The 19,097-nt window shown below is 58.4% G+C and carries 17 protein-coding genes and 2 pseudogenes; 2 read left to right on the plus strand and 17 right to left on the minus strand.

Translation table 11 applies throughout. The features are described 5' to 3' along the window. Positions 1-438 precede the first annotated feature (438 nt). The 7 genes and pseudogenes from BN903_RS05710 to BN903_RS05740 all read right to left on the minus strand — a co-directional run. Positions 439-975, minus strand: a pseudogene (locus BN903_RS05710) (ABC transporter ATP-binding protein); the annotation flags it as partial. A 59-nt stretch (positions 976-1,034) separates the two neighbouring features. Further along, positions 1,035-2,147 carry an iron ABC transporter permease gene (locus tag BN903_RS05715; RefSeq protein ID WP_048076820.1) on the minus strand — a complete coding sequence of 371 codons (1,113 nt, stop codon included), beginning with the start codon at positions 2,145-2,147 and terminating at the stop codon, positions 1,035-1,037. A gap of 5 nt (positions 2,148-2,152) precedes the next feature. Then, the gene (locus tag BN903_RS05720; RefSeq protein WP_048076821.1) at positions 2,153-3,358 is read right to left on the minus strand and encodes an ABC transporter substrate-binding protein; all 1,206 of its coding nucleotides are present in this window, start codon (positions 3,356-3,358) and stop codon (positions 2,153-2,155) included. A gap of 106 nt (positions 3,359-3,464) precedes the next feature. Then, positions 3,465-4,331, minus strand: coding sequence for a winged helix-turn-helix domain-containing protein (locus tag BN903_RS05725; RefSeq protein ID WP_048076822.1), 867 nt, complete (start codon positions 4,329-4,331; stop codon positions 3,465-3,467). A gap of 151 nt (positions 4,332-4,482) precedes the next feature. Beyond that, a complete protein-coding gene (locus tag BN903_RS05730; RefSeq protein WP_048076823.1) occupies positions 4,483-5,280 on the minus strand; it encodes a polyprenyl synthetase in 798 nt (265 codons plus the stop codon). Between the two features lie 4 nt (positions 5,281-5,284). Next, positions 5,285-6,766, minus strand: a complete 1,482-nt coding sequence (locus BN903_RS05735; protein ID WP_048076824.1) for an MATE family efflux transporter — start codon at positions 6,764-6,766, stop codon at positions 5,285-5,287. Continuing rightward, positions 6,766-7,365, minus strand: coding sequence for a TetR/AcrR family transcriptional regulator (locus BN903_RS05740; RefSeq protein WP_048076825.1), 600 nt, complete (start codon positions 7,363-7,365; stop codon positions 6,766-6,768). The genes BN903_RS05735 and BN903_RS05740 overlap by 1 nt, the downstream gene beginning before the upstream one ends. A gap of 172 nt (positions 7,366-7,537) precedes the next feature. On the opposite strand from BN903_RS05740, the gene BN903_RS05745 reads away from it, so the two are divergent. Together BN903_RS05745 and BN903_RS05750 are read left to right on the plus strand one after the other, a co-directional pair. Beyond that, on the plus strand, positions 7,538-8,155 hold the full coding sequence (locus tag BN903_RS05745) for a TetR/AcrR family transcriptional regulator (protein ID WP_048076826.1): 618 nt from the start codon (positions 7,538-7,540) through the stop codon (positions 8,153-8,155). 723 nt (positions 8,156-8,878) lie between these two features. Then, positions 8,879-9,181, plus strand: a pseudogene (locus BN903_RS05750) (helix-turn-helix domain-containing protein); the annotation flags it as partial. 243 nt (positions 9,182-9,424) lie between these two features. Here BN903_RS05750 and BN903_RS05755 read toward each other — a convergent pair. From BN903_RS05755 to BN903_RS05800, 10 genes are all read right to left on the minus strand, one after another. Continuing rightward, the gene (locus tag BN903_RS05755) at positions 9,425-9,799 is read right to left on the minus strand and encodes a RidA family protein (RefSeq protein WP_048076827.1); all 375 of its coding nucleotides are present in this window, start codon (positions 9,797-9,799) and stop codon (positions 9,425-9,427) included. A 90-nt stretch (positions 9,800-9,889) separates the two neighbouring features. Then, a complete protein-coding gene (locus BN903_RS05760) occupies positions 9,890-10,549 on the minus strand; it encodes a carbohydrate-binding family 9-like protein (protein ID WP_052334921.1) in 660 nt (219 codons plus the stop codon). Then, complete coding sequence (locus BN903_RS05765; RefSeq protein ID WP_048076828.1) at positions 10,546-11,388, minus strand: SDR family NAD(P)-dependent oxidoreductase; 843 nt, start codon at positions 11,386-11,388, stop codon at positions 10,546-10,548. The genes BN903_RS05760 and BN903_RS05765 overlap by 4 nt, the downstream gene beginning before the upstream one ends. Positions 11,389-11,488: 100 nt before the next feature. Beyond that, a complete protein-coding gene (locus BN903_RS05770) occupies positions 11,489-12,655 on the minus strand; it encodes a mandelate racemase/muconate lactonizing enzyme family protein (RefSeq protein WP_048076829.1) in 1,167 nt (388 codons plus the stop codon). A gap of 42 nt (positions 12,656-12,697) precedes the next feature. Continuing rightward, entirely contained in the window at positions 12,698-13,837 is a 1,140-nt protein-coding gene (locus BN903_RS05775) for a hypothetical protein (RefSeq protein ID WP_048076830.1), read from the minus strand. Between the two features lie 64 nt (positions 13,838-13,901). After that, positions 13,902-14,747 carry a carbohydrate ABC transporter permease gene (locus BN903_RS05780; RefSeq protein ID WP_048076831.1) on the minus strand — a complete coding sequence of 282 codons (846 nt, stop codon included), beginning with the start codon at positions 14,745-14,747 and terminating at the stop codon, positions 13,902-13,904. Next, on the minus strand, positions 14,744-15,682 hold the full coding sequence (locus BN903_RS05785; protein ID WP_048076832.1) for a carbohydrate ABC transporter permease: 939 nt from the start codon (positions 15,680-15,682) through the stop codon (positions 14,744-14,746). Before BN903_RS05785 ends, BN903_RS05780 begins: the two co-directional genes overlap by 4 nt. Before the next feature lie 8 nt (positions 15,683-15,690). After that, the gene (locus BN903_RS05790) at positions 15,691-17,043 is read right to left on the minus strand and encodes a sugar ABC transporter substrate-binding protein (RefSeq protein WP_048076833.1); all 1,353 of its coding nucleotides are present in this window, start codon (positions 17,041-17,043) and stop codon (positions 15,691-15,693) included. Positions 17,044-17,115: 72 nt separating this feature from the next. Further along, the gene (locus tag BN903_RS05795; RefSeq protein ID WP_048076834.1) at positions 17,116-17,919 is read right to left on the minus strand and encodes a creatininase family protein; all 804 of its coding nucleotides are present in this window, start codon (positions 17,917-17,919) and stop codon (positions 17,116-17,118) included. 10 nt (positions 17,920-17,929) lie between these two features. Beyond that, on the minus strand, positions 17,930-19,027 hold the full coding sequence (locus BN903_RS05800; RefSeq protein WP_048076835.1) for an ABC transporter ATP-binding protein: 1,098 nt from the start codon (positions 19,025-19,027) through the stop codon (positions 17,930-17,932). Positions 19,028-19,097: the final 70 nt, after the last annotated feature.

The following is a 19,097-nucleotide window of genomic DNA, read 5'->3' on the forward strand; positions in this document are numbered from 1 at the left end:
GTTGGTTGGTCCGTTCCGTTCCGTCCCCTACCCGAACCGTAACGTACGGTAACGTTAAAACTTTAACCGTTTACGTTAAGTACGACTAACTAACTTAATTTAACGTAAACGGTTAAAGTTTAACGTAAACGGGAACGGGGCCCGGGGCCCGTCGGTCGGGTCGGGTAGGTACGTACGGACCCGTCCCCTTTTCGTTTAGGTAGGTCGAACCAAAACTAAGTTTAGTTTACGGTCCGGACTAAGTACGGTCGGTCCGGCCCCGTCCGTCGGACGGAAGTAATTACGTTCGGGTAGGGTAACGGTAACGGACGACCAACCCGGTTACCGGTTTGGTTCGTACCTACCCCGTTCCCCGGTCCGGAACGGTAAGGTCCGTCCCTTACCGTAACCGGACCGGCCGACTACTACCTACCTTACCGTAGGTTGTAGTGGGCGGGGGTCAAGGAACGTCGTCGGCTCGTCCAATAGGAGGACGTCGGTATCCTGAGCAAGTGCCATCGCGATCCAGACGAGTTGCGTCTGTCCACCGCTGAGCGTTCCAACCTCCCGGTCGCGGAGATGCTCGACGCCAGCCATCGAGATCGCATCGTTTACGGCTTCCTCATCATCCTCTGTCTGGGATTCGAAGAACCCTCGATGTGGGTAGCGGCCACGCTCGACAAGTTCTTCGACGCTGATGGTATCCGGTGCGGTGTTCTGTTGGGAGAGTCGGCCGAGTTTCCGTGCAAGTTCCTTCGATTCGAACGATTCGATGCGGCGACCGTCCACCAGCACATGACCGTCATCGGGTACCAGCCGGTTCGCAAGTCCCTTCAGCAGTGTCGACTTCCCGCTGCCGTTCGGGCCAATGAGAGCCGTCACCTCTCCCTCGGGTACGGCAAGCGTTTCCCCATCGATAACTGGCTCGTCGGTACTGGGGTAGCCAACCACGAGGTCGTCTGCATCGAGGGCTGTCTTTGATACCGTCTCGTCCATACCGTCACCCGGCAATTTGCGGCTCCTTTTACGCTCACGTGACTTCCCATTTCCCTGCATCACACTTCACCCAAATTTTCGGTCTTCCGCATCAGATAGAGGAAGTACGGGCCACCAACCAACCCCGTAATGATGCCGACTGGGAGTTGGATGGGGTTGAGTACAAGGCGCGCGCCGACGTCCGCACCGACGAGCAAGGCCGGTCCGAGAAACAGACACCCAAGCAGGAGTCGCCGCGAGTCGCCACCGACGACGTTTCGTACCATATGCGGAACAATGAGTCCAACAAAGCCGATAAGGCCCGCAACCGAGATGGCGGCCGCCGTCGACAGTACCGCGATGCCGGCGACCGCGAACCGCATTTTCTCGACGGGCATTCCGAGGGAATCTGCGGTCTCCTCGCCAAGCGCTAGCACGTCCAACTCTTTGGTCACTACGAACGCGAGCGCGAGTGCCAGCACCGTGAACGGAAGCGCGATACGGACCTCCCCCCAGTCCGTATTCAACAGCGATCCGGAGAGCCACGCCTGCGCGGACATCACAGTACTAAGATCGTCGATGAAGAAGAACAGCGCGCGCTGTACCGACCCGAAGACCGTGCCGACAATAACGCCCGCTAACACGAGTCTGACGGGGCTGGTGCCGTTCTTCCACGCGATGACATACACCAGCAGGAATGCCGCACCGCCACCTAATGCCGCGAGCACAGGCACGAACGGCAGCAGTTCGGAGAATGCTGTCAGCACGACCAGCACCACGAGGCCGGCACCGTCGCTGACGCCGAGGATGTATGGGCTCGCGAGCTCGTTCCGTGTGATGATTTGGAAGATAGCGCCCGAAACAGCGAGATTCGCGCCGACGAGCACGCCGACGAGGATGCGTGGAAGGCGGATGTTCCAGACAATATGCTGTTGCTGGGTGAACCACTCAGGGTTGGCAGAGCCGAGCAGGAATGCCCGCCACGCCTCGAGGCTGAACAGGATTTGGGGATCGAAGACAGCACCCCACGCGTCACCGAGTGTCAGCGGGAAAGCGCCAAAGCTCACTTGGAGGAGTGTTGCCCCGACCAACACCGCGAGACTCCCAAGCGCGACGCCTGCGAGCGTGGAGTCAGCGTACCAGCGGCTAGCCGCCGCTCGCCGCTCTCCAAGTCTGTCGAACAGTTCCGCCATCGGTCCTACAGATCCCCGTTGACAATGTCGAGGAGACGCTGGCGGTCGAAGAGCTGCTCGCTCTCCGAGACCTCGCCGACCGGGCCTGGCCACTCGCCAAATTCATCGGAATAGACCTGCTTCGCAACGGCCTCAGTAGAGAACATATCGACGATGGGACCCATGTACTGGCCGCCGCTCCGGACGACATTACCATTCTGGACGGCGCTGAGCTGCTGGCCGTTCTCGTTGTTCTCGAACGGCTCGATGACGTTCGTGACGAACTCCTCGTGTGTCGAGGAGGTGAGCGCGCCGACGGCACCGATGTAATCCGGATCGGCCCGGAAGAGTTCTTCGTAGCCGACCGGGCCGTCCGGGTACTGGCCCTCAAAGGCATCCCGCATACCGAGGCGGTAGTAGGACTTGGTGTTGTTTCCGAGGCGGTGAAGAGGTGCGATACGGAACCGGCCGGAGTCAGGGGCGACGCCGCGCCAGATGGCAGCGACCGTGGGCCGTTCGTCCTTCGGCGGCAGGCCGTCCTCGATGGTACTCATGAGGTCGTCATGGAATGACTGCCACGCCTCGAACTGCTGTTGGCGCTGAAAGACCGTTGCGACCTTCTCGAAGGCCTCGTACATCGTGTACGGATTGGGTTCGTCCTGGACCGCGGACTGGGGGGCGAAGCGCAGCGTGGTGCCAAGGAAGGGACCGGTCTGTGATTCGACATCCTCGAAGTCGGAGTCGTCCCAGCTGACGTAGCGACCGATGTTGTTTCGCGAGATGAGCCAGACGTCGGCGTCTGCGGCGTAGAAGTTCTCCTTGTCGTAGCCGGACTCGGCGTCGCTAGCAATCTTTGTGATTTGACTCTCGTCGAACCCGAGGTCAAGGAGATCGTAGAACTTTAGCGGGGCGCGTTCGAGACCGGTAGTTGCTGTCGGGTGGATGCCGAGAGCCATGCCCATGTCGATGAAAGGGCTGGTTCCCACACCGTACGTCTCAGGAATCTCTTCGAACGTGTACGAGTCGTTTGGTTCGATTTCAACCGTGTACGGCGTCGAATCCGATGTCGTAGATTCAGGTTCCTCCGTCTCGTTCGCGGTTTCTGTGTCAGTCTCAGTACTCGTCGACTGAGATGTACTATCCGTCCCATCGGCGGTGTTTCCAGCACAACCGGCGAGTCCGACGGCGATGAGACTAGCACTGCCTGTAATTATCTGGCGTCTGCGTGCCATATTGTTAGGTTGGCCTAAAACATTTTATTGATTCCCGCTGTTCAACTCGCGGAGGTGCGTACGATGTTCATGGTGTGTACAGAGAACACGCCGTGTTCACTTGCCGTCAATCCGCGTTGAGCATCCGCCGGCTGAGTGGGACCGCCCGATTACGGTGCTCGCTGATCACTCGGTCGGCCCACGCCACTACGTCGGGATGTGAGCACGAGATGATATCGAAGCCGGTCTCTTGTTCCCTGTCGATAGTGAGGAATACGGTCTCGTCGTCGATGAGATCGACGGTACAGGGGACCCGCTCGTCGAGGCTGTAATAGACCGTCGAGTCCGTGGCACTTTCGATCTCCTGCCACTCGGCCCGTAGTGACTGGTCTTCAAGCATCGTTTCGGTAACGCCCGAGTCGAAAACGACGCGTACGTCAGTGTCACCCCCAGCGCGGACGTCCTCCTTATACGCGTGCATTGGAAGCGAGGTAAACGTCCCGACGAGCGACTCACACGAGGATCCGTCCCTGACGGCGTTCGCGATAACGCGGGCTGCTGCGAGCGGGTCCGCGCTATTTCCGTGGACGTGCTCACCGTCAACGAGGCACTGAGGGTCGAAATCGAACCAGTCGGTCGGGAGTCGCGAGATCAGTTTGGGGTAGGTCTGCCCAATTGATATCGTGTCCAGTAAACAAGAGAGATCTCGGTGAACGAGTTCACCGAAGGTAGACAGCTCGTATTCGCTATCAGCGTTTCGTTGCTGAATGAACCCTCGATCTTCAAGATCGCTGAGGATGCGGCTCAGCGTTACTCGAGTTGCGTCCGTTCGGTCGCGCAACTCTCCACGGGAGTAACTGTCGTCGGCCAATAGATCGAGTATGTGAAGACGGTGCTCCGAACGGGCGAGGAATGCCACGGATTCAACTGCGCTCGTGGCCAGTCGGTCAGTCTTCCCGTCCGCCGTCTTCTTCTCTGAGTACTTGGCCACCATGATATGCTTATTTTTAGGCTGACCTAAATCACTTTCCAATCCAACATTTCCATAGTTCAGAGTGAACCGGCCGGATCGTGATCCGATCCTGACGCATTCACTGGATTTAACAGGCCAGAAGAGTCTGTAATTGGGCGTTACCTGTATTCAGCTAGTCTTGTTTCGAGACACCAGTCTCGACGAATGCTCGCAGAGTCGTCACGTCAACCGTCGCTGACAGTGTATCGAGAGCGTGGTCAGCGTCGTCCTGGCGCTGTTGGGCGTGCGTGCGAAGATGTGACTCCTTGAGTGTCGGTGGGATGACAAGCGCGCCGCTCGGGTCCGTTTCGAGGACCCAGTTAATCTGTCGAACGGTACTGAGTCCGTGTCCGAGTCGCTCGAAGTGTTTTCGATTCGATTCATCGACGCCGGCGAGTGTGGCTCCCAAGACAGCAGCGGCTTCACCGAGACTTCCTGCCGTCTCGTCGAAAAATACAGTCGAATCGCTGTCTGCCGACCCGGCCGACGTGTAGGAACGGGCAAATGCTTCTGTGATAGATTCGAGAACCGTCGTCAGTATCTCGAAACAGTCGCTGGATGAGGTTTCGGGTGCCGAGTGGAGTGAAGAGAACGCGGCGGTATACAGGTAGTTACCGCCGAGTAGTGCCGGTGTCGGTTCCAGCGTGAGTGAGTGCGGGTGTGTGTCCGCGAGTGTGGCGAGTAATCGACTCCGAAGGCGAACGTATCCACGGAGCAGTTCGGCACCTGCAGCGACGGGGAGGACGATCTCAAGGTCCGGGGTGTCTGTCAGTGAGACATACGAGTTCACCACCAACTGTCCATACCACCGATCGTCTGGTTCGTTTACCGTCTCACGGATAAGTGGTAGTCCGACCCCGTCTGTGTCACTGAGGACATTCTCTAGGTGACGGTCGATCTGCGACGAGGAGATCGTGTCTGGTTCAGTCATCGTGTTAGTCATCACCTGCTGTTTCAACACTGGTTTCGTCGAGATCAACTCTGGACTCGGTTAGGTCGCTTTCGCGCCACGTTCCACGGCGGTACCACGCGTAAGCGATGATCGCTCCCGCGACGTTCGAAATTGCGAACGACAGCCAAATACCCACTTCACCGAGCGGGCCCGCACTGATCCATGCGATCGGGAAGCGGATAATCCCGAGTGTCAGTACAGAGATCGCTGCTGCGGTGAGCGTCTTCCCAGCACCACGGAAACTGCCCGTGTATGCCCGCATGATGCCGATGAATCCGAACGTCAGTGCAACGTACCGGAGGAACTGCCCTCCAATTTCAACCACCTGGGCGGCATCGGCCTGGTCGGCACCGACGAACACAGAGACGATTGGCTCCGGGAACAGGAAGACGACAACTCCTGCGACTGAGAGGACGCCAAAGAGGAATTTCGCTGCAAGCCCCGCCGCCTGTTCGGCTCGGTCTGGTTTATCCGCCCCCATATTCTGTCCAGTCATCGTTTCGACCCCACGAGCGACGGCAATAGCGGGGAGGAAGACGACTGAGAAGACTCGCGTCCCGATACCGTACGCAGCGACGACCGTATCAGGGAACATCGCAACGATGACCAACAGGAGGTTCATCGACAGCGCTCGGCCGGTGCCTTCGATGGACGCTGGCAGGCCAATGCGGAAGAGCCGACGAAGGTACGAAAGGTCCGGCACCATGTCGCGAAGGTGAATCTGGACCCCACGGTTGCCACGGAACATGATCGCCAAGCCGACGACCAGTGCGAGCGCGCGTGAGAACACAGTAGCAATTGCTGCGCCCTGAATGCCGAGTTCGGGGAATGCGACCGTGCCGACGAGCGGGGCGTTCTCGACGACTGTCCACCCGAAGATCAGGAACGGGTCAATGATGATGTTCAGCACGACGGACCCGAACATCACGAGCATCGGCGTGATGGTGTCGCCGTATCCGCGCATCAGCGCGATGAAGACAGCGAACCCAAACATGAACAGTAGCCCCAGCGAGATGACTTCCATGTAGCTCGTCGCCAGTGGGAGCACGTCCTGAGATGCACCCATCAGGCTGAGGAATGTGTCGACACCAAAGTACCCGACGACACCAAGGACGAGTGAGGCAATGGCAGCGAACGTGACCGTCTGGGAGGCGGCGTACTCAGCCTCGCGTTCCTCGTCAGCGCCGGTGTACTGGGCAACGAGGACACTCCCGGCGACTGAGATTCCCATTCCCAGAGAGATGAGCAGGAACACCATCGGGAACGCGAAGCTGATCGCCGCTAGTGCGTCCGTACTGTACTGGCCAAGCCAGAACGTGTCCGCGAGGTTGTAGGCGGTCTGGAAGAGATTGGTGACGACGATCGGCATCGCCAAGAAGAACAGCGGCTTCCCGATTCCACCTGACGTCAGGTCGAACTCCTCAGGACCCTTGAAGAGCGACCTGATGCGACTGAACCGCTCCATTACTCTGCGACCTCCGTGTACTCGTCAGCGAGCAGATGTCTCTCGATGTATCTAGTCATCGTATCGTAAAGCCAATCAGAGGATTGGTTGATGGCGACGTGTCGCGTGTGTGCGCCGGTAATCACTGTTGTGAGGTACTCTGCAGCCCGAGGTGGGTCGATAGTTTCGTCAAACTGGCCGGTAGTCACACCCTTCGCGAGTACCTCTCGGAATTGTTCGAACAGGAACTCGTCAAATTTCGTGAGCCGTTCCTGAAGCGCAGGATTGTATGGTGCCTGTGCCTTCAGTTCGAGCATCGCGGTTCGGAACTCCCTTACATCCGGATGAGTGTCCGAAGTGAGTAACACCTGCAGAAGCGTGTCGAGCTGTTCATGTGGCGTCTCACCCTCAGGAGTGTCAATTCGGTTGATAAATCGGTCGAACAATTCATCGAGAAAGGTAACGAATAACTGGTCTTTGGAGTCGTAGTGGTAGTGAATTGACGACTTACTCATGTCTGCTTCAGCAGCGATATCCTGGAGTGTAAGATCTGCGTAGCCGTACTCGCAGAGTGTGCGATGCGTTGCATCCAGGATATCGCTAGCTGGTTCGTCCGCCATATGGTCGATATCGTACTTACTGACTAGTTAGTCAAAAGACTTCGGAAGCGCGAACCAGTCGAGGAACACCCGATATAACGGTCCGATATCCACGCTAACGGGGGATAATTCGACAGACGTTCTAACGCATAGGTCAAAACAATTATCTGGCACAGGGCGAAGATACGGGGTAATGGCCGAACCGCCGAAGGGGAGTTCCTCGGATCCCGACGAAGAGATTATGCGAGCGACCTATCGTGCGCTTCAAAAACACGGGTACGCCGACCTCACGATCAAGCGTATTGCCGAGGAATACGGAAAGTCGACTGCCGCTGTCCATTATCATTTCGACACGAAAGACGACCTACTTGCGGCATTTCTGGACTATCTCCTCGATCAGTTCGTCGATACGATACACAACATAGAGACAACCGATCCCGAGCAGCGACTTGAACTGTTGCTCGACAAATTACTCGTCGACCCGCAGGACCACCACGACATGTTGATCGCAATGCTGGAGATGCGGAGTCAAGCGCCGTACAAGGAGGCATTCGCCGACCGGTTCCAACAAAACGACGAGTACATCAGGTACATGCTCCAGACCCTGGTCGATCACGGTATCTCTGAGGGAGTATTCACTGACGTCGATTCTAAACACGTGGCACGAGCCCTGATGACTATCGTCGACGGAAGCCGCGCTCGAGCTGTCGTTCTGGACGAACCAGACTCCCTCGAAACGGCCAGACGAGCCGCTGACGAATACGTAAATGCCGTCCTCAGAGCAAACACAGACGAAGAAACAGACAACTAGTACGGGTATTGTATCACCCATATACATCGGTAGAATCGGGGTGATCTGTGACCTCAGGCAGCGGTTAAGACGGAACGGGAATCTCGTTCACTGCGATCGTCCATTGACCGGCAAACAGTATCGCGTTGTCTATTCCGTGGACGACAATCGGGACGAGGATATTATTCGTCAGTTCTGGTCAGTTTCGAGAAAGCACGATTCAGCCGGGATCAGGTCCATTTTGGGGAGATTATTTAAGAAAGTTAGACTTCAAAGAATCGCAAGACGGCTAGCCACCAACAATCTTCGCCACAAGAGTGTACGCTCGGAGCTGTTCTATGTTACATCGTTCCTAAATGTCAGGTACAGATAAAATTCGGCCTTGAAATCCATTCCACTGAGTGCTGTGTAAGCAGGAGACAATTATTCAGCCGAGATCATTGGACACAGAAGTCTCTTGACCGGAGGTGTACTTTCTACAGCAGACATCTTGTATATAAAAGAACCCATCTTTTTGCTGAGGCGCAAAAAGCAGTACCTTCTCGGCGCACTTTGAGATCAGTTTGTACGCGCTGAGGACAAGGATATATTCTCGATTTGATGGGTCAGCTAGTAAGACTTAGTGACCCAATCCCGCTCCTTCTGTGGATCCTCCTCTGAAAACGCTGCTACCCGGGTAAACCACGTCTAACAATAAAATATGGTAGCCAACAGAATTTTTTACTCAAAATTCTGTTGCTTGTAATGGATTACCTCAACGAGATCGCCGTCGAAGAGCTCCAAGAGGCGCTTAACAATGTTGACGAAAACAAGCCGACACAACGGTTGTTAGCTGCGATCGCGTACAAAAACGACGTCGCGCAAACCGAACTTGCCGAGTGGTACGATACAGAACGAAAAACGATCTATAACTGGCTCAAGCGGCTCGATACGGATGACCCACTCGAACAGGCCGTTACTGATGCTCACCGATCTGGACGAAAGCGAAAGCTCTCAGAAACACAGCAACGAGAGTGTGAGCAAACAGTCCACGAATCACCCCAAGAGAGTCGAAGAATGCTGGAGAGATCTCCAAGTAGCTCTCACTAACCGCTTCTTCGACTCACTCGAGGAACGTACAACAGCAATCGACAGTGCTCTTGAGAACTCTATTAGAAGAGTGAGTAATTATTTCTAATGAGTAGTACAAGTGAGTGTGGGATTGTTGACTAAAGAAGACGTTGAGAGATCGGGATTGGGTTATTGGGCTCTGTTGAAATAATCAGGAAGTGATATATTCGAACCGTGTGGTCACAGGCTTGCGACGACTTCGATCTCGACCGCGATCTCGATCGGCAGCCGGGAAACCTCCATGGCGGCCCGTGCGGGATACGGCTCGCTCATGTATTGGGCGTAGACCTCGTTGACAGTCTCGTAGTCGTCCATGTCGGTGACGTAAACATTCGCGTGGACAACGTTCTCAAGCGACGAGCCGGCCGCCTCCAGGATAGCATCGACGTTCTTCAGCGTCCGCTCTGTCTGCTCGGTCACGTCGTCGGAAACAACCTTACCCGTCTGCGGATCCACAGGTCCCTGCCCCGATACGTAGACCTGTCCATCGTCGATGACCCCCTGCGAGTACGGTCCGATCGCGTCCGGTGCGTCGTCGGTACTGATTTCTTCCATAATGAAGATAACTCCCACCAGTTGCTTGTATCTTTCGTCAGCGTATCAACGTTCGGTGGAGGGGAAAACCGTCGGAATCCAGATAATCCGTCACCGGAACCGGAGCTCTCCGAATGCCGCTGGACGGTGAAAATCTGGTTCCGACGCCTCTACCGGGTTCCAAGCCGCGTAGAACGTCTCGGGGCGCTTCCGGATCCGATAGAAGTTCCCGCGCCAACGCGTTCTTGGGGACGGGCGTACCTGGACACCTACAAGATCGGACAATATGTCGAACGGGAGTTCCACGGCGACCCACCAGCGCTTGTCGTCCGACCGCGGCCGCTTTGTGGGCCCGCCGATCGAGCCGCGAACCCGGATGTCGGCAGCGGCGTCCGGTGTCGCGAGCGTTCGGTTCGTTCGACCCGTTCCGTATCCGAGGTGGAACGTCCCGACGCAGTTCACCTCGAAGTTTAGGTACGCGTCGCTAATATCCGGCCGCGGGCTCGCAAAGAATTCGACGCAGCTGTCCTCCCACACCGGCCCGTTCAGCGTCGTCGTCTCTGCGTGGCTGTGTCCATCGTCGACCGTGTAGTGCAGGTACAGCGTCTCGTCGTCGTACAGTGCTCGAACGGTCGTACGCGGTCGGGAATCTGGTTGGGTCCAGAGGAATCGGTCGATCGAGACGCGGTCCGCACGCTCCCACGCAGTCCCCGCCGTCTCGCCGACCAGTGGGACTGAGTCGTCAACCCGCTGGATCCCCGTCCTCTTCATCGACCGGCCGGCGGTTCGTCTGCCTGGTAGATCTCATTCTCGAACGACTGCGGCAGGCCAGCCGTCAGGCCGCCGTCGACGACGAGGTTCTCGCCGGTGATGAACCCAGAATGCTCACTGGCCAGGAACAGTGCGGTGTCCGCAACCTCTCGCGGGCGCCCGAACCTCCCGAGGGGGTACTGGTCGAGCCATCGGTCACGGACGCTGGTCTCGCCCGACCGTTCCTCCGTGCTCTCCATCTCGTCCCGCCGGTTCTGGGTTTCGATGGTCCCCGCCGAGAGGACGTTTGATCGGATCCCGTACTGGCCGTAATGCGTCGCGATGTTCCTAGACAGCGCGAGGAGCCCGCTCTTGGCCTCCGAGTAGCCCGTTAGCCCGATCCCGAAGAGCCCGTTCACGGAGCCGACATGGACCATTGAGCCGCCATCGCCAGCGATCATCGCGGGCAGGACCTCGCGGGCGAGCAGGTAAGGCGCCTTGAGGTTCAACTCGAGCATCCACTCGAACTCCTCCTCGCTACACCGGTGTAGTAAATCCGCCGACTCTACTGAGCCGCCCGCGTTGTTGACGAGAACGCGGATGTCACCGAACTCCTCAATCGTTGTGTCCACGAGGTTGCGGACGGCTTCAGAATCGGTTACATCACACTCCACAGGAATCACCTGGCCATCGTGAGCGGCGTCAAGCTGGTTCGCGACGGCCGCGACGTCCTCGTACGTGCGTGAACAGATTGCCACGTCACCGCCGGCTTCGGCGAACGTCGTTGCGATCTCCTTTCCAATACCGCGTGATGCGCCAGTCACGATCGCCGGACAGTCCGTTAGGGACAACTCGACCATGTCAGGTGAGTCCACTGTAGGAGCGATAAAGAAGGTTCCGGCGTAGACAGCGACGGGAGGAGGATGTTGCGACCGGACGCCGAACGTGACATCCGCGCCACTAGACTTCGTACTGGTCGATCATCTCGCGATCGATCTCGATCCCGAGTCCGGGCTCCTCGGGCACCCGCATGTGCCCCTCCGTAACCTCGAAGGGGTCGGCGATGATGTCATCCTGCCACGCGTAGTAGGTCGTGTCCGGCGGGAGCGAGAAGCCCGGGATCCCGTGAACAGACTGGAGAATGGCCGCAGTCCGAATCCCCAGATCGAACGCGCAGTGGTGAGTGAACGGAACGCCGGCATCCTCAACGATAGAGGCCTGCTGCCGGAGTCCGCTGATCCCGCCTGCAGGCGTGAGGTCAAGCACGGCGACGTCCATCGCGCCGGCATCGGCAAGCGAGCGTAGATTGTTCGGGATGTAGGTGTCCTCATTCGGCGCGATCGGTTGCCGGAGGCGCTTCCTGAGCGTGGCCAGTGAGTTGTGTGCGTTGACCCGGATCGGCTGCTCCATATACTGGAGGTAGATCCCCGAGTCCTCGAGTGCCGCACCGACGCGGACGGCCTGATCGAGCGACCAACCCTGATTCGGGTCGAGCCTGAACTCCAGCGCTCCGTCGACCTCGTCGTGCATGGCTTCGATCCGCGCTACGTCTTGTTGCCAGTCGCGGCCGGCCTTAGTCTTGAGTACTGAGAAGCCGGCGTCGAGCGCTTCCTGGGCTTTAGCACGGGACTCGGCGGGTGAAAGGATGCCCAAACAGAACGCGAACTCGATGTCGCGGTCGGGCCCGAATTCGTGATCGGCCGCGTCCGCGTTCATCGCGGTGGTCTGTTCCGGCGCCGTCGAGCCGCCAAGAAGTTCGTAGACGGGCTTTCCGAGAGCTTTCCCCGCGATGTCCCAGCACGCGGTCTCGACAGCAGCAAAGAACAGTTCGACGTTCGTGTACTCGATGAACACCTGCCGGCGGAGGCGCTCAACTTCGAAAGGCGACTGCCCCTCGATCAGGGGGCCGATTCCGTCCTCGATGACGGACTCCGTGGCGTCCGCCGTCAGGAACGTCCGCATCTCGCCCCAGCCAGAGATCCCCTCGTCGGTCTTCACTTCGACGATAACGCGCTCCATCGAGTCGACCTGCCCGTGATTCGTCACGTACGGCCCGATCCCGAGCGGTTCATCGAGATCGACAAGTGGTACGTCTACAGTCGTAGCTGTCACGCCCGTAATTTCCATGTTATCTTGTGTACTGCCCCCGTAAAAGAAGCTACCGTCTCCTCACTGAATCGCCGACGCGATCCAGTCGAGGGAGCGATCAGGAAGCAACCCGTAGTTGTAGAAGGAGACGCGGGGGACGCCCTCCTCTCGGAGCCCGTCGACGATCCGCGAGAGCGTATTCGGGTCGTCGATCGCGGGGTGGCCGGGGAGCAGTCCTACATGAATTGGTACGTCGATATCGAGACTATCAACTAGCCGGTATGATCGGAGGACATCCTCGCAGGACGACTCGTACGCCGGGAGACAGAAGTAGTCGACATGATCAGAGAGCTGAGTAAGGTCGGCGCCGGCCATCCACTCGCGGCCGGCCTCCGGCATTCCGACGTAGTAGCCGAGCTCTGTCTCCCCCCCGGCCGACGCCAGGTCAGCGTAAAGATCCGTGAGCGTCCGCTGGCGTACGTCCACGTAGTCGGCGACTTCCGGAGACTGTCGGAGCCACTGTTCCGGAACGATGTCGCTCGGGAGACGCCCAGCGATGATATCGTCAAGCGCTTTGACGGACGCCCGCCGCACCCGGTCGACATCGACTCCTCGGTTCGTGGCGATATTGCGGCAGTGATCACAGAAGCAGAGGCCAAACAGGAACTCACCGAGCGTCCCGAGCTCCGCGTGGATCTTCTGGTGGTGCCAGCCGAAGCCGGTCCCGTAAAAGTAGTCGAACGTCTCCAACTCAATCCGGTCGAACGTCTCGCGAGATGCGAGGTCGGTAACGAGTGACCGCAGATACTGCTGGGTGTCGGGGTGTGACGGACAGAGTCCGAACACCAAGTCGTCGTCGTACGGCGATGTGAGTGTCAGATCAGGGTGGGCCATGCCGAGTCGAGAGTTGTGACAGCCGATCGTCCACGACGTCAGCTTGAGGTCGTCGGTCGCAGTCGCGATCGAGTCAACCCAGTCTTCGTCCATCCCTTCGTACGGTTGCGGTCGAAGCTCGCCGTACTCGCCGTCCGGGTAGAAGTACGAACTGGCGTGCGCGAAGTGGGTCTTCCGCACCGGGTTGTGCGGAGAGAACGCCTGGACAGAGTGGTAGTTCGTCGCCAGGTTCATCTCACCGATCCCGATCTCTCGAAGGCGCGACGAGACCGTGTCAATCCCCTCGTCGCGAACGTCCCAGGGATACGCCCAAGTTGCAAACTCCATAGCTACACAGACGTGGCGGGGCAATTAAAGCTCCGGTTGCGCTGAAACCCCCCGCGAGAAGCGGTTACTCCTTCACCGCGCCGGCCGTCATTCCTGCGACGATGTACTCCTCGAGGAACGCGAAGAGGATCAACAGCGGAATAATCCCGACGACCGAGGCCGTCAGCATCATCCGCCAGTCCGTCTGGAGCGCGCCCACCATCGAGAAGACACCCCTGGGAACGTTGTACTTCCCGGCGTCGGTGAGGAAGGTCAGGACGAACAGCAGGCGGTTCCAAGCGTACAGGAACGTGTAGGTGACGCTCGCGACGAGCGCCGGCTTGGTCAGAGGCAAGACGATCTTCGTGAGGATCTGCCACTGTTCGGCGCCGTCAATCCGTGCTGACTCCTCCAGCGAAACCGGGATCGTCTTGAAGTAGCCGTACAGCATCCAGACGTTGAACGGGAGCGTGAACGCGGCCGCCGGGATGATGACAGCGAGGTAGCTATTGAACAGTCCGACGGTCGTGATGACGTCGAAGAGCCCGACGATGAGCACGACAGGGGCGAACATTTGCACAACGAGCACGGACAGCAGGAATGTCCGCTTCCCGATGAAATCGTTCCGCGCACACGAGTAGGCGGCTGGGATAGCTAACGCAAGCGTGAGGACGACGGTACCGATAGAAATCAGGAAGCTGTTGGCGATCCATAGGAGGATGTCCGTCTGGCTCCACACCTGGAGGTACGCCTCGACCGTGAGATCCTCCGGCACGAGCGTGGCCGGACTCGAGAAGAGCTCCGACTCCCTTTTGAGCGTGCTCGAGAACATCGCGTAGAACGGGAACATCATCACACCCAACAGCGCAATGAGTACACCGTAGAGGCGAACTTTCCGGAGCCACGTCCGCTGTTGACCCGCCATCGTCATAGTTCCTCACCCCCACGTGTGTAGACACGCAGATACACGACTGCGAACACTAGGAGAAAGAGGAACCCAATGACGCTGAACGCTGCGCCACGGCCGAGGTTCCCGTTTTCTAGACCTACCTTGTAGATCCATATCACGAGCGTCGATGTGGTGTTGATCGGACCCCCGCGGGTCATCGTCCAGATCGTGTCGAAGCTGACGAACGTCCAGATAGTCGATAGCAGCGTCGCAATCAGGATGACGGACTTCAGCTGGGGTAGGGTGATGTACCGGAACTGGTGCCACCGCTCGGCACCGTCGATCGCTGCCGCCTCGTACAACTCCTGAGGGATGGACTGGAGCCCTGCCAGGAAGATAATCGCCATAAACGGCGTGCCGATCCAGATGTCGGCCACCACAACTCCGAGCCACGCAATGTCCGGGTTCCCAAGGATACCGATGGCCTGATCGGTGATTCCGAGCTTCAGCAGGACGGCGTTGATGTAACCGTACTGCGGGTGCTCGATCCAGCGGAACACGACCGCGGAGATAGCGTAAGGGATTCCCCAAGGGATTAGGAACGCTGTCCGGAAGAACTTCCGGCCCTTGATGTCGCCCTTCAGGTGAACGGCGATCAGCAGGCCGAGCAACGTCTTTCCTGCCACACCGATGACAACCCAGCGGCCGGTCTGCCACAGTAGCTGGTAGAAGATGTCGCTGCCGAGTATCTCGACGTAGTGTTGGAGACCGACGTACGTCTCGATCGACGAGTCGGCGGGCGATTCGTACAGCGACAGCCGGAACGTCTCAATGATCGGGTAGCCGACGATGCTCAACAGGAAGATTGCGGCGGGGGCGATCAGCAGGTACGCGCGGCTGTTGTGACGGAGGTAGTTCATTCCCCGCTCAAGGCGTGAATCGGCCGGCGTCTCGGCGTACTCTTCTGCAGTGCCCATTTGTGTAGTCACTCCATCGCGTCTTCGAGATCGGACTGCGCGTCGTTGAGAGCCTTCTGCGGGGATTTCTGTCCACCGAGGGCCTCTTGAATCGCTTGAACCATGCGGTTGTTAAACTCATTAAAGTTCGAGATCTTCGGTCGCGCACGAGCGTACTGGCCGGCCTCGATATAGGGCGCCCAGTTCGACGACTCCTGGAAGTAGTCGCGCTCACCGACCTCCTCAATGGTCGGCATGAACCCCTTGTTGGTCGCGTACTCGAAGTGACGGTCGGGCTCGAAGTAAAACCTCAGGAGGTCCTCCGCCAGATCCTTGACCTCGGTCTGGGCGAAGATCGACACGGCGTCGATCGTGTTCAAGCTGTAGCGACCCTCAGGGCCGGCAGGCACCTGAACGATGCCATAGTCGAAGTCGACCTCATTGTTGTCCTTCGCGGCGTCAATGTTGATACCCGTATAAACGTGGGCAATAACCATCCCGAGCTCGCCAGACTCGAACAGCTGACGGATATCCTGTCGAGTCGACGAGAGCGGCGAGGTCTGGGTGATCCCGTACTCCTGGTGCAGGTCGGAGTAGAGAGTGAGCGCCTCAACGCCCTCGCTGGAGTTCACGACAGGAAGCCCCTCGTCGTCGATCAGGTCCGCGCCGTGTGACCAGTGGTAGTGGTAGTACTGCGAACCCGTCTCAATGGCGGCCGCACCGGCGAGTCCCAGCGCGGGCGTGTCTGTCTCGTCTCGGATCTGTTCGCCGGCCGCAACCATGTCGTCCCACGTGTCGAGCTGAGGATTCTCGGGGTCCAGCCCGGCTGCCTCAAATACGTCCTTATTATAGTAGAGGCACTTATTGGAAGCGGCCCACGGGGCCCCGTAGTACGACCCCTGATACATACAGCCGTCCGCCATTCCCTGGTAGAACCGGTCACCGAACTCGCTTTCCATGAGTTCGTCGACGGGCTCGAGTTCGTCCTTGCCGACGAGCTGGGGGATCCACCGCGCGGGCCAGCGAGCGACATCCGGCGCCTCGCCGCCGTCGACGCGGTTGTTCACTGTCTGCTGGGCGTTATCCCAAGTGACGCTTGTGAACTCGAGGGTTATGTCATGTTCCTCCTCGAACTGCGCGTTGTTCTCTTCGAAGAACTCTTGGATGTTATCCCCGACGCCCATCGTCAGGAATTGAATTGTCTGTCCGCTGCTGCCGCCGTCGCTGCCGTCGCTGCCGTCGCTGCCGTCGCTGCCGTCGTTGGAGCCGCTATCGCCGCTAAGACAGCCGGCGAGAGCGATGATACCGCCGCCGCCCATCGCCTCGAGAACTTTCCTCCGCTCGATGCTTTCATCAGTGCCAGTAGTTTTGTCTATCGACATCTATGCTTGACAATCACTTACAATTATTAATACCTTTGGGTAGTCACAACTTCTCAGCCATCTAGTCCCATCTCATCTGTTATGCTCGTGGATAGCAGTGAACATTGCGCCCAACTCGTCGGTGACAATGTCGTAGATCAGTTCGCCCTTACCCCTACTAGCGAGTTCCGGGGCACCAATATCGCCCGTGTCGGAGTACTCTTCAAACGGCCGGTAGACCGAGAGCTGCCCACCTTCAAGAAGGTCCCCCCCACCCCAGTCATAATGCTCGTCCCAGCGCGTCCCATCCTCGATCATCGGCTCCGCCACGAGATCCGGACGGAGGTACAGCATGAGTGATGTCTCGTACTCACCCCCATGAGCCATACCACCCGGCTCGCTGTCACGGAGGTCCCCGATCTCTGGTGCCGCAAGATTAAAATAGGTTGTCCCGAGCACCTCCGCGTCTGTGGTCTTCCCGAGCGTGCTTACCGTCGCATCAATGAGGGAGGCGTTCCCGCCGTGACCGTTCACGAAGCAGACTGCATCGAAACCGTTCTCCAGTCCCGTCCGGCCGATGTCCTCGAGCACACGTCTGAGATGCTCGAACTCCAGCGAGAGCGTCCCGCCGAATGAGAGGTGGTGCGGCGAGAAGCCGCTCCAGACTACCGGCGTGACAAGCACCGGCACGTCGTCCCGCAGTGACTCCGCTCCGCCGTGGACGATCGCATCCACGAGGAGCGTGTCAGTGATGACTGGGAGGTGATGGCCGTGCTGTTCCACGCTCCCGACGGGGACAACAAGGACGGACCCGTCCCTCTGAGCGATGTCCCGGATCGCTGCGTACGGTTTTCCAGCCCATTCCCACTCGTTCGTACCGATAGTCTCGTAGATCATTGAGTCGTCTTCACGCCGTCCGCTCCGCGGTCGCCTCAATCGAAACTCGGTCGCCCGACTCGTCGAAGAAATGAATATCCGCGACGTCGAAATCGAGCGTGACCCGTTCGCCGGGATCGGGTCGGAACTCGTTGTCGACCCGAGCGATGATCTCCTCGTCTCCATCCGTGGAAGGTTTGAAGTAGAGGTAGTTATCCGCCCCCATGGGTTCGACGACGTCCACAGTGACCGAGAGCCGACCGGTACCGTTGGCCGTATACAGGTCCTCGGGGCGGACGCCAAGCGTGTAGCGTCCCGGCGGAAGCGACACGTCGAGGTCGGTCTCGAAGCTATCCCCCTGGACGGCTATCCCGTCGGAAGTTGACTCGACATCGACCTCAAAGAAGTTCATGCTGGGAGAGCCGATGAACCCGGCGACAAACCGGTTGTTCGGTTCGCTGTAACAGATTTCAGGCTCCGCGATCTGCTGGAGCTCCCCATCGTTGAGGATCGCGATCCGGTCACCCATCGTTATCGCCTCCGTCTGGTCATGCGTAACGTAGATCGTTGAGACTCCGAGCTCCTCGTGTAGGCGCTGGAGCTCCGTCCGCATCTGTGAGCGGAGCTTCGCGTCAAGGTTGGAGAGCGGCTCGTCCATCAGGAAGACGTCCGGATCGCGGACAATCGAGCGACCGAGGGCGACTCGCTGTTGCTGTCCGCCGGACAGCTGCTTCGGGTACTGGTCGAGCAGTTCCGGGATTTCAAGTAGTTCGGCCGCATCCTCGACTCGCTCATTGATCTCGGCATCCTCGAATTCACCCGAGAGCCGCAGGCCGAAGGACATGTTCTCCCGCACGGTCATGTGTGGATAGAGCGCGTAGTTCTGGAACACCATCGCTATGTTCCGGTCCTGTGGCCGCACGTCGTTGACAACCTTCGAGCCGATCCGGATTTCGCCGCTAGAGATTGTCTCTAGACCCGCGACCATACGGAGCGTCGTTGACTTCCCACACCCGGACGGGCCAACAACAACGAGGAACTCCCCGTCGCGGACGGTTACGTCGATCCCCTTGACCGCGCGGAGGTCGTCATACATTTTTGTAACGTCTGACAGCTGTACTTGACTCATATTTACCTGTCGGCATCTTTCCAGCAGGATACAAAAATTTATCGGCGGAGGACGCGACAGGTGACTCAGT

The organism is Halorubrum sp. AJ67, assembly GCF_000513435.1.

Excerpts from the sequence above, each read along its gene's own strand:
- BN903_RS05745 (WP_048076826.1), top strand. The coding sequence starts at position 7,538 with ATGGCCGAACCGCCGAAGGGGAGTTCCTCGGATCCCGACGAAGAGATT.
- BN903_RS05795 (WP_048076834.1), bottom strand. The coding sequence starts at position 17,919 with ATGATCTACGAGACTATCGGTACGAACGAGTGGGAATGGGCTGGAAAA.
- BN903_RS05725 (WP_048076822.1), bottom strand. The coding sequence starts at position 4,331 with ATGGTGGCCAAGTACTCAGAGAAGAAGACGGCGGACGGGAAGACTGAC.
- BN903_RS05770 (WP_048076829.1), bottom strand. The coding sequence starts at position 12,655 with ATGGAAATTACGGGCGTGACAGCTACGACTGTAGACGTACCACTTGTC.
- BN903_RS05755 (WP_048076827.1), bottom strand. The coding sequence starts at position 9,799 with ATGGAAGAAATCAGTACCGACGACGCACCGGACGCGATCGGACCGTAC.
- BN903_RS05790 (WP_048076833.1), bottom strand. The coding sequence starts at position 17,043 with ATGTCGATAGACAAAACTACTGGCACTGATGAAAGCATCGAGCGGAGG.
- BN903_RS05800 (WP_048076835.1), bottom strand. The coding sequence starts at position 19,027 with ATGAGTCAAGTACAGCTGTCAGACGTTACAAAAATGTATGACGACCTC.
- BN903_RS05735 (WP_048076824.1), bottom strand. The coding sequence starts at position 6,766 with ATGGAGCGGTTCAGTCGCATCAGGTCGCTCTTCAAGGGTCCTGAGGAG.
- BN903_RS05775 (WP_048076830.1), bottom strand. The coding sequence starts at position 13,837 with ATGGAGTTTGCAACTTGGGCGTATCCCTGGGACGTTCGCGACGAGGGG.
- BN903_RS05760 (WP_052334921.1), bottom strand. The coding sequence starts at position 10,549 with ATGAAGAGGACGGGGATCCAGCGGGTTGACGACTCAGTCCCACTGGTC.
- BN903_RS05785 (WP_048076832.1), bottom strand. The coding sequence starts at position 15,682 with ATGGGCACTGCAGAAGAGTACGCCGAGACGCCGGCCGATTCACGCCTT.
- BN903_RS05720 (WP_048076821.1), bottom strand. The coding sequence starts at position 3,358 with ATGGCACGCAGACGCCAGATAATTACAGGCAGTGCTAGTCTCATCGCC.
- BN903_RS05715 (WP_048076820.1), bottom strand. The coding sequence starts at position 2,147 with ATGGCGGAACTGTTCGACAGACTTGGAGAGCGGCGAGCGGCGGCTAGC.
- BN903_RS05780 (WP_048076831.1), bottom strand. The coding sequence starts at position 14,747 with ATGACGATGGCGGGTCAACAGCGGACGTGGCTCCGGAAAGTTCGCCTC.
- BN903_RS05740 (WP_048076825.1), bottom strand. The coding sequence starts at position 7,365 with ATGGCGGACGAACCAGCTAGCGATATCCTGGATGCAACGCATCGCACA.
- BN903_RS05730 (WP_048076823.1), bottom strand. The coding sequence starts at position 5,280 with ATGACTGAACCAGACACGATCTCCTCGTCGCAGATCGACCGTCACCTA.
- BN903_RS05765 (WP_048076828.1), bottom strand. The coding sequence starts at position 11,388 with ATGGTCGAGTTGTCCCTAACGGACTGTCCGGCGATCGTGACTGGCGCA.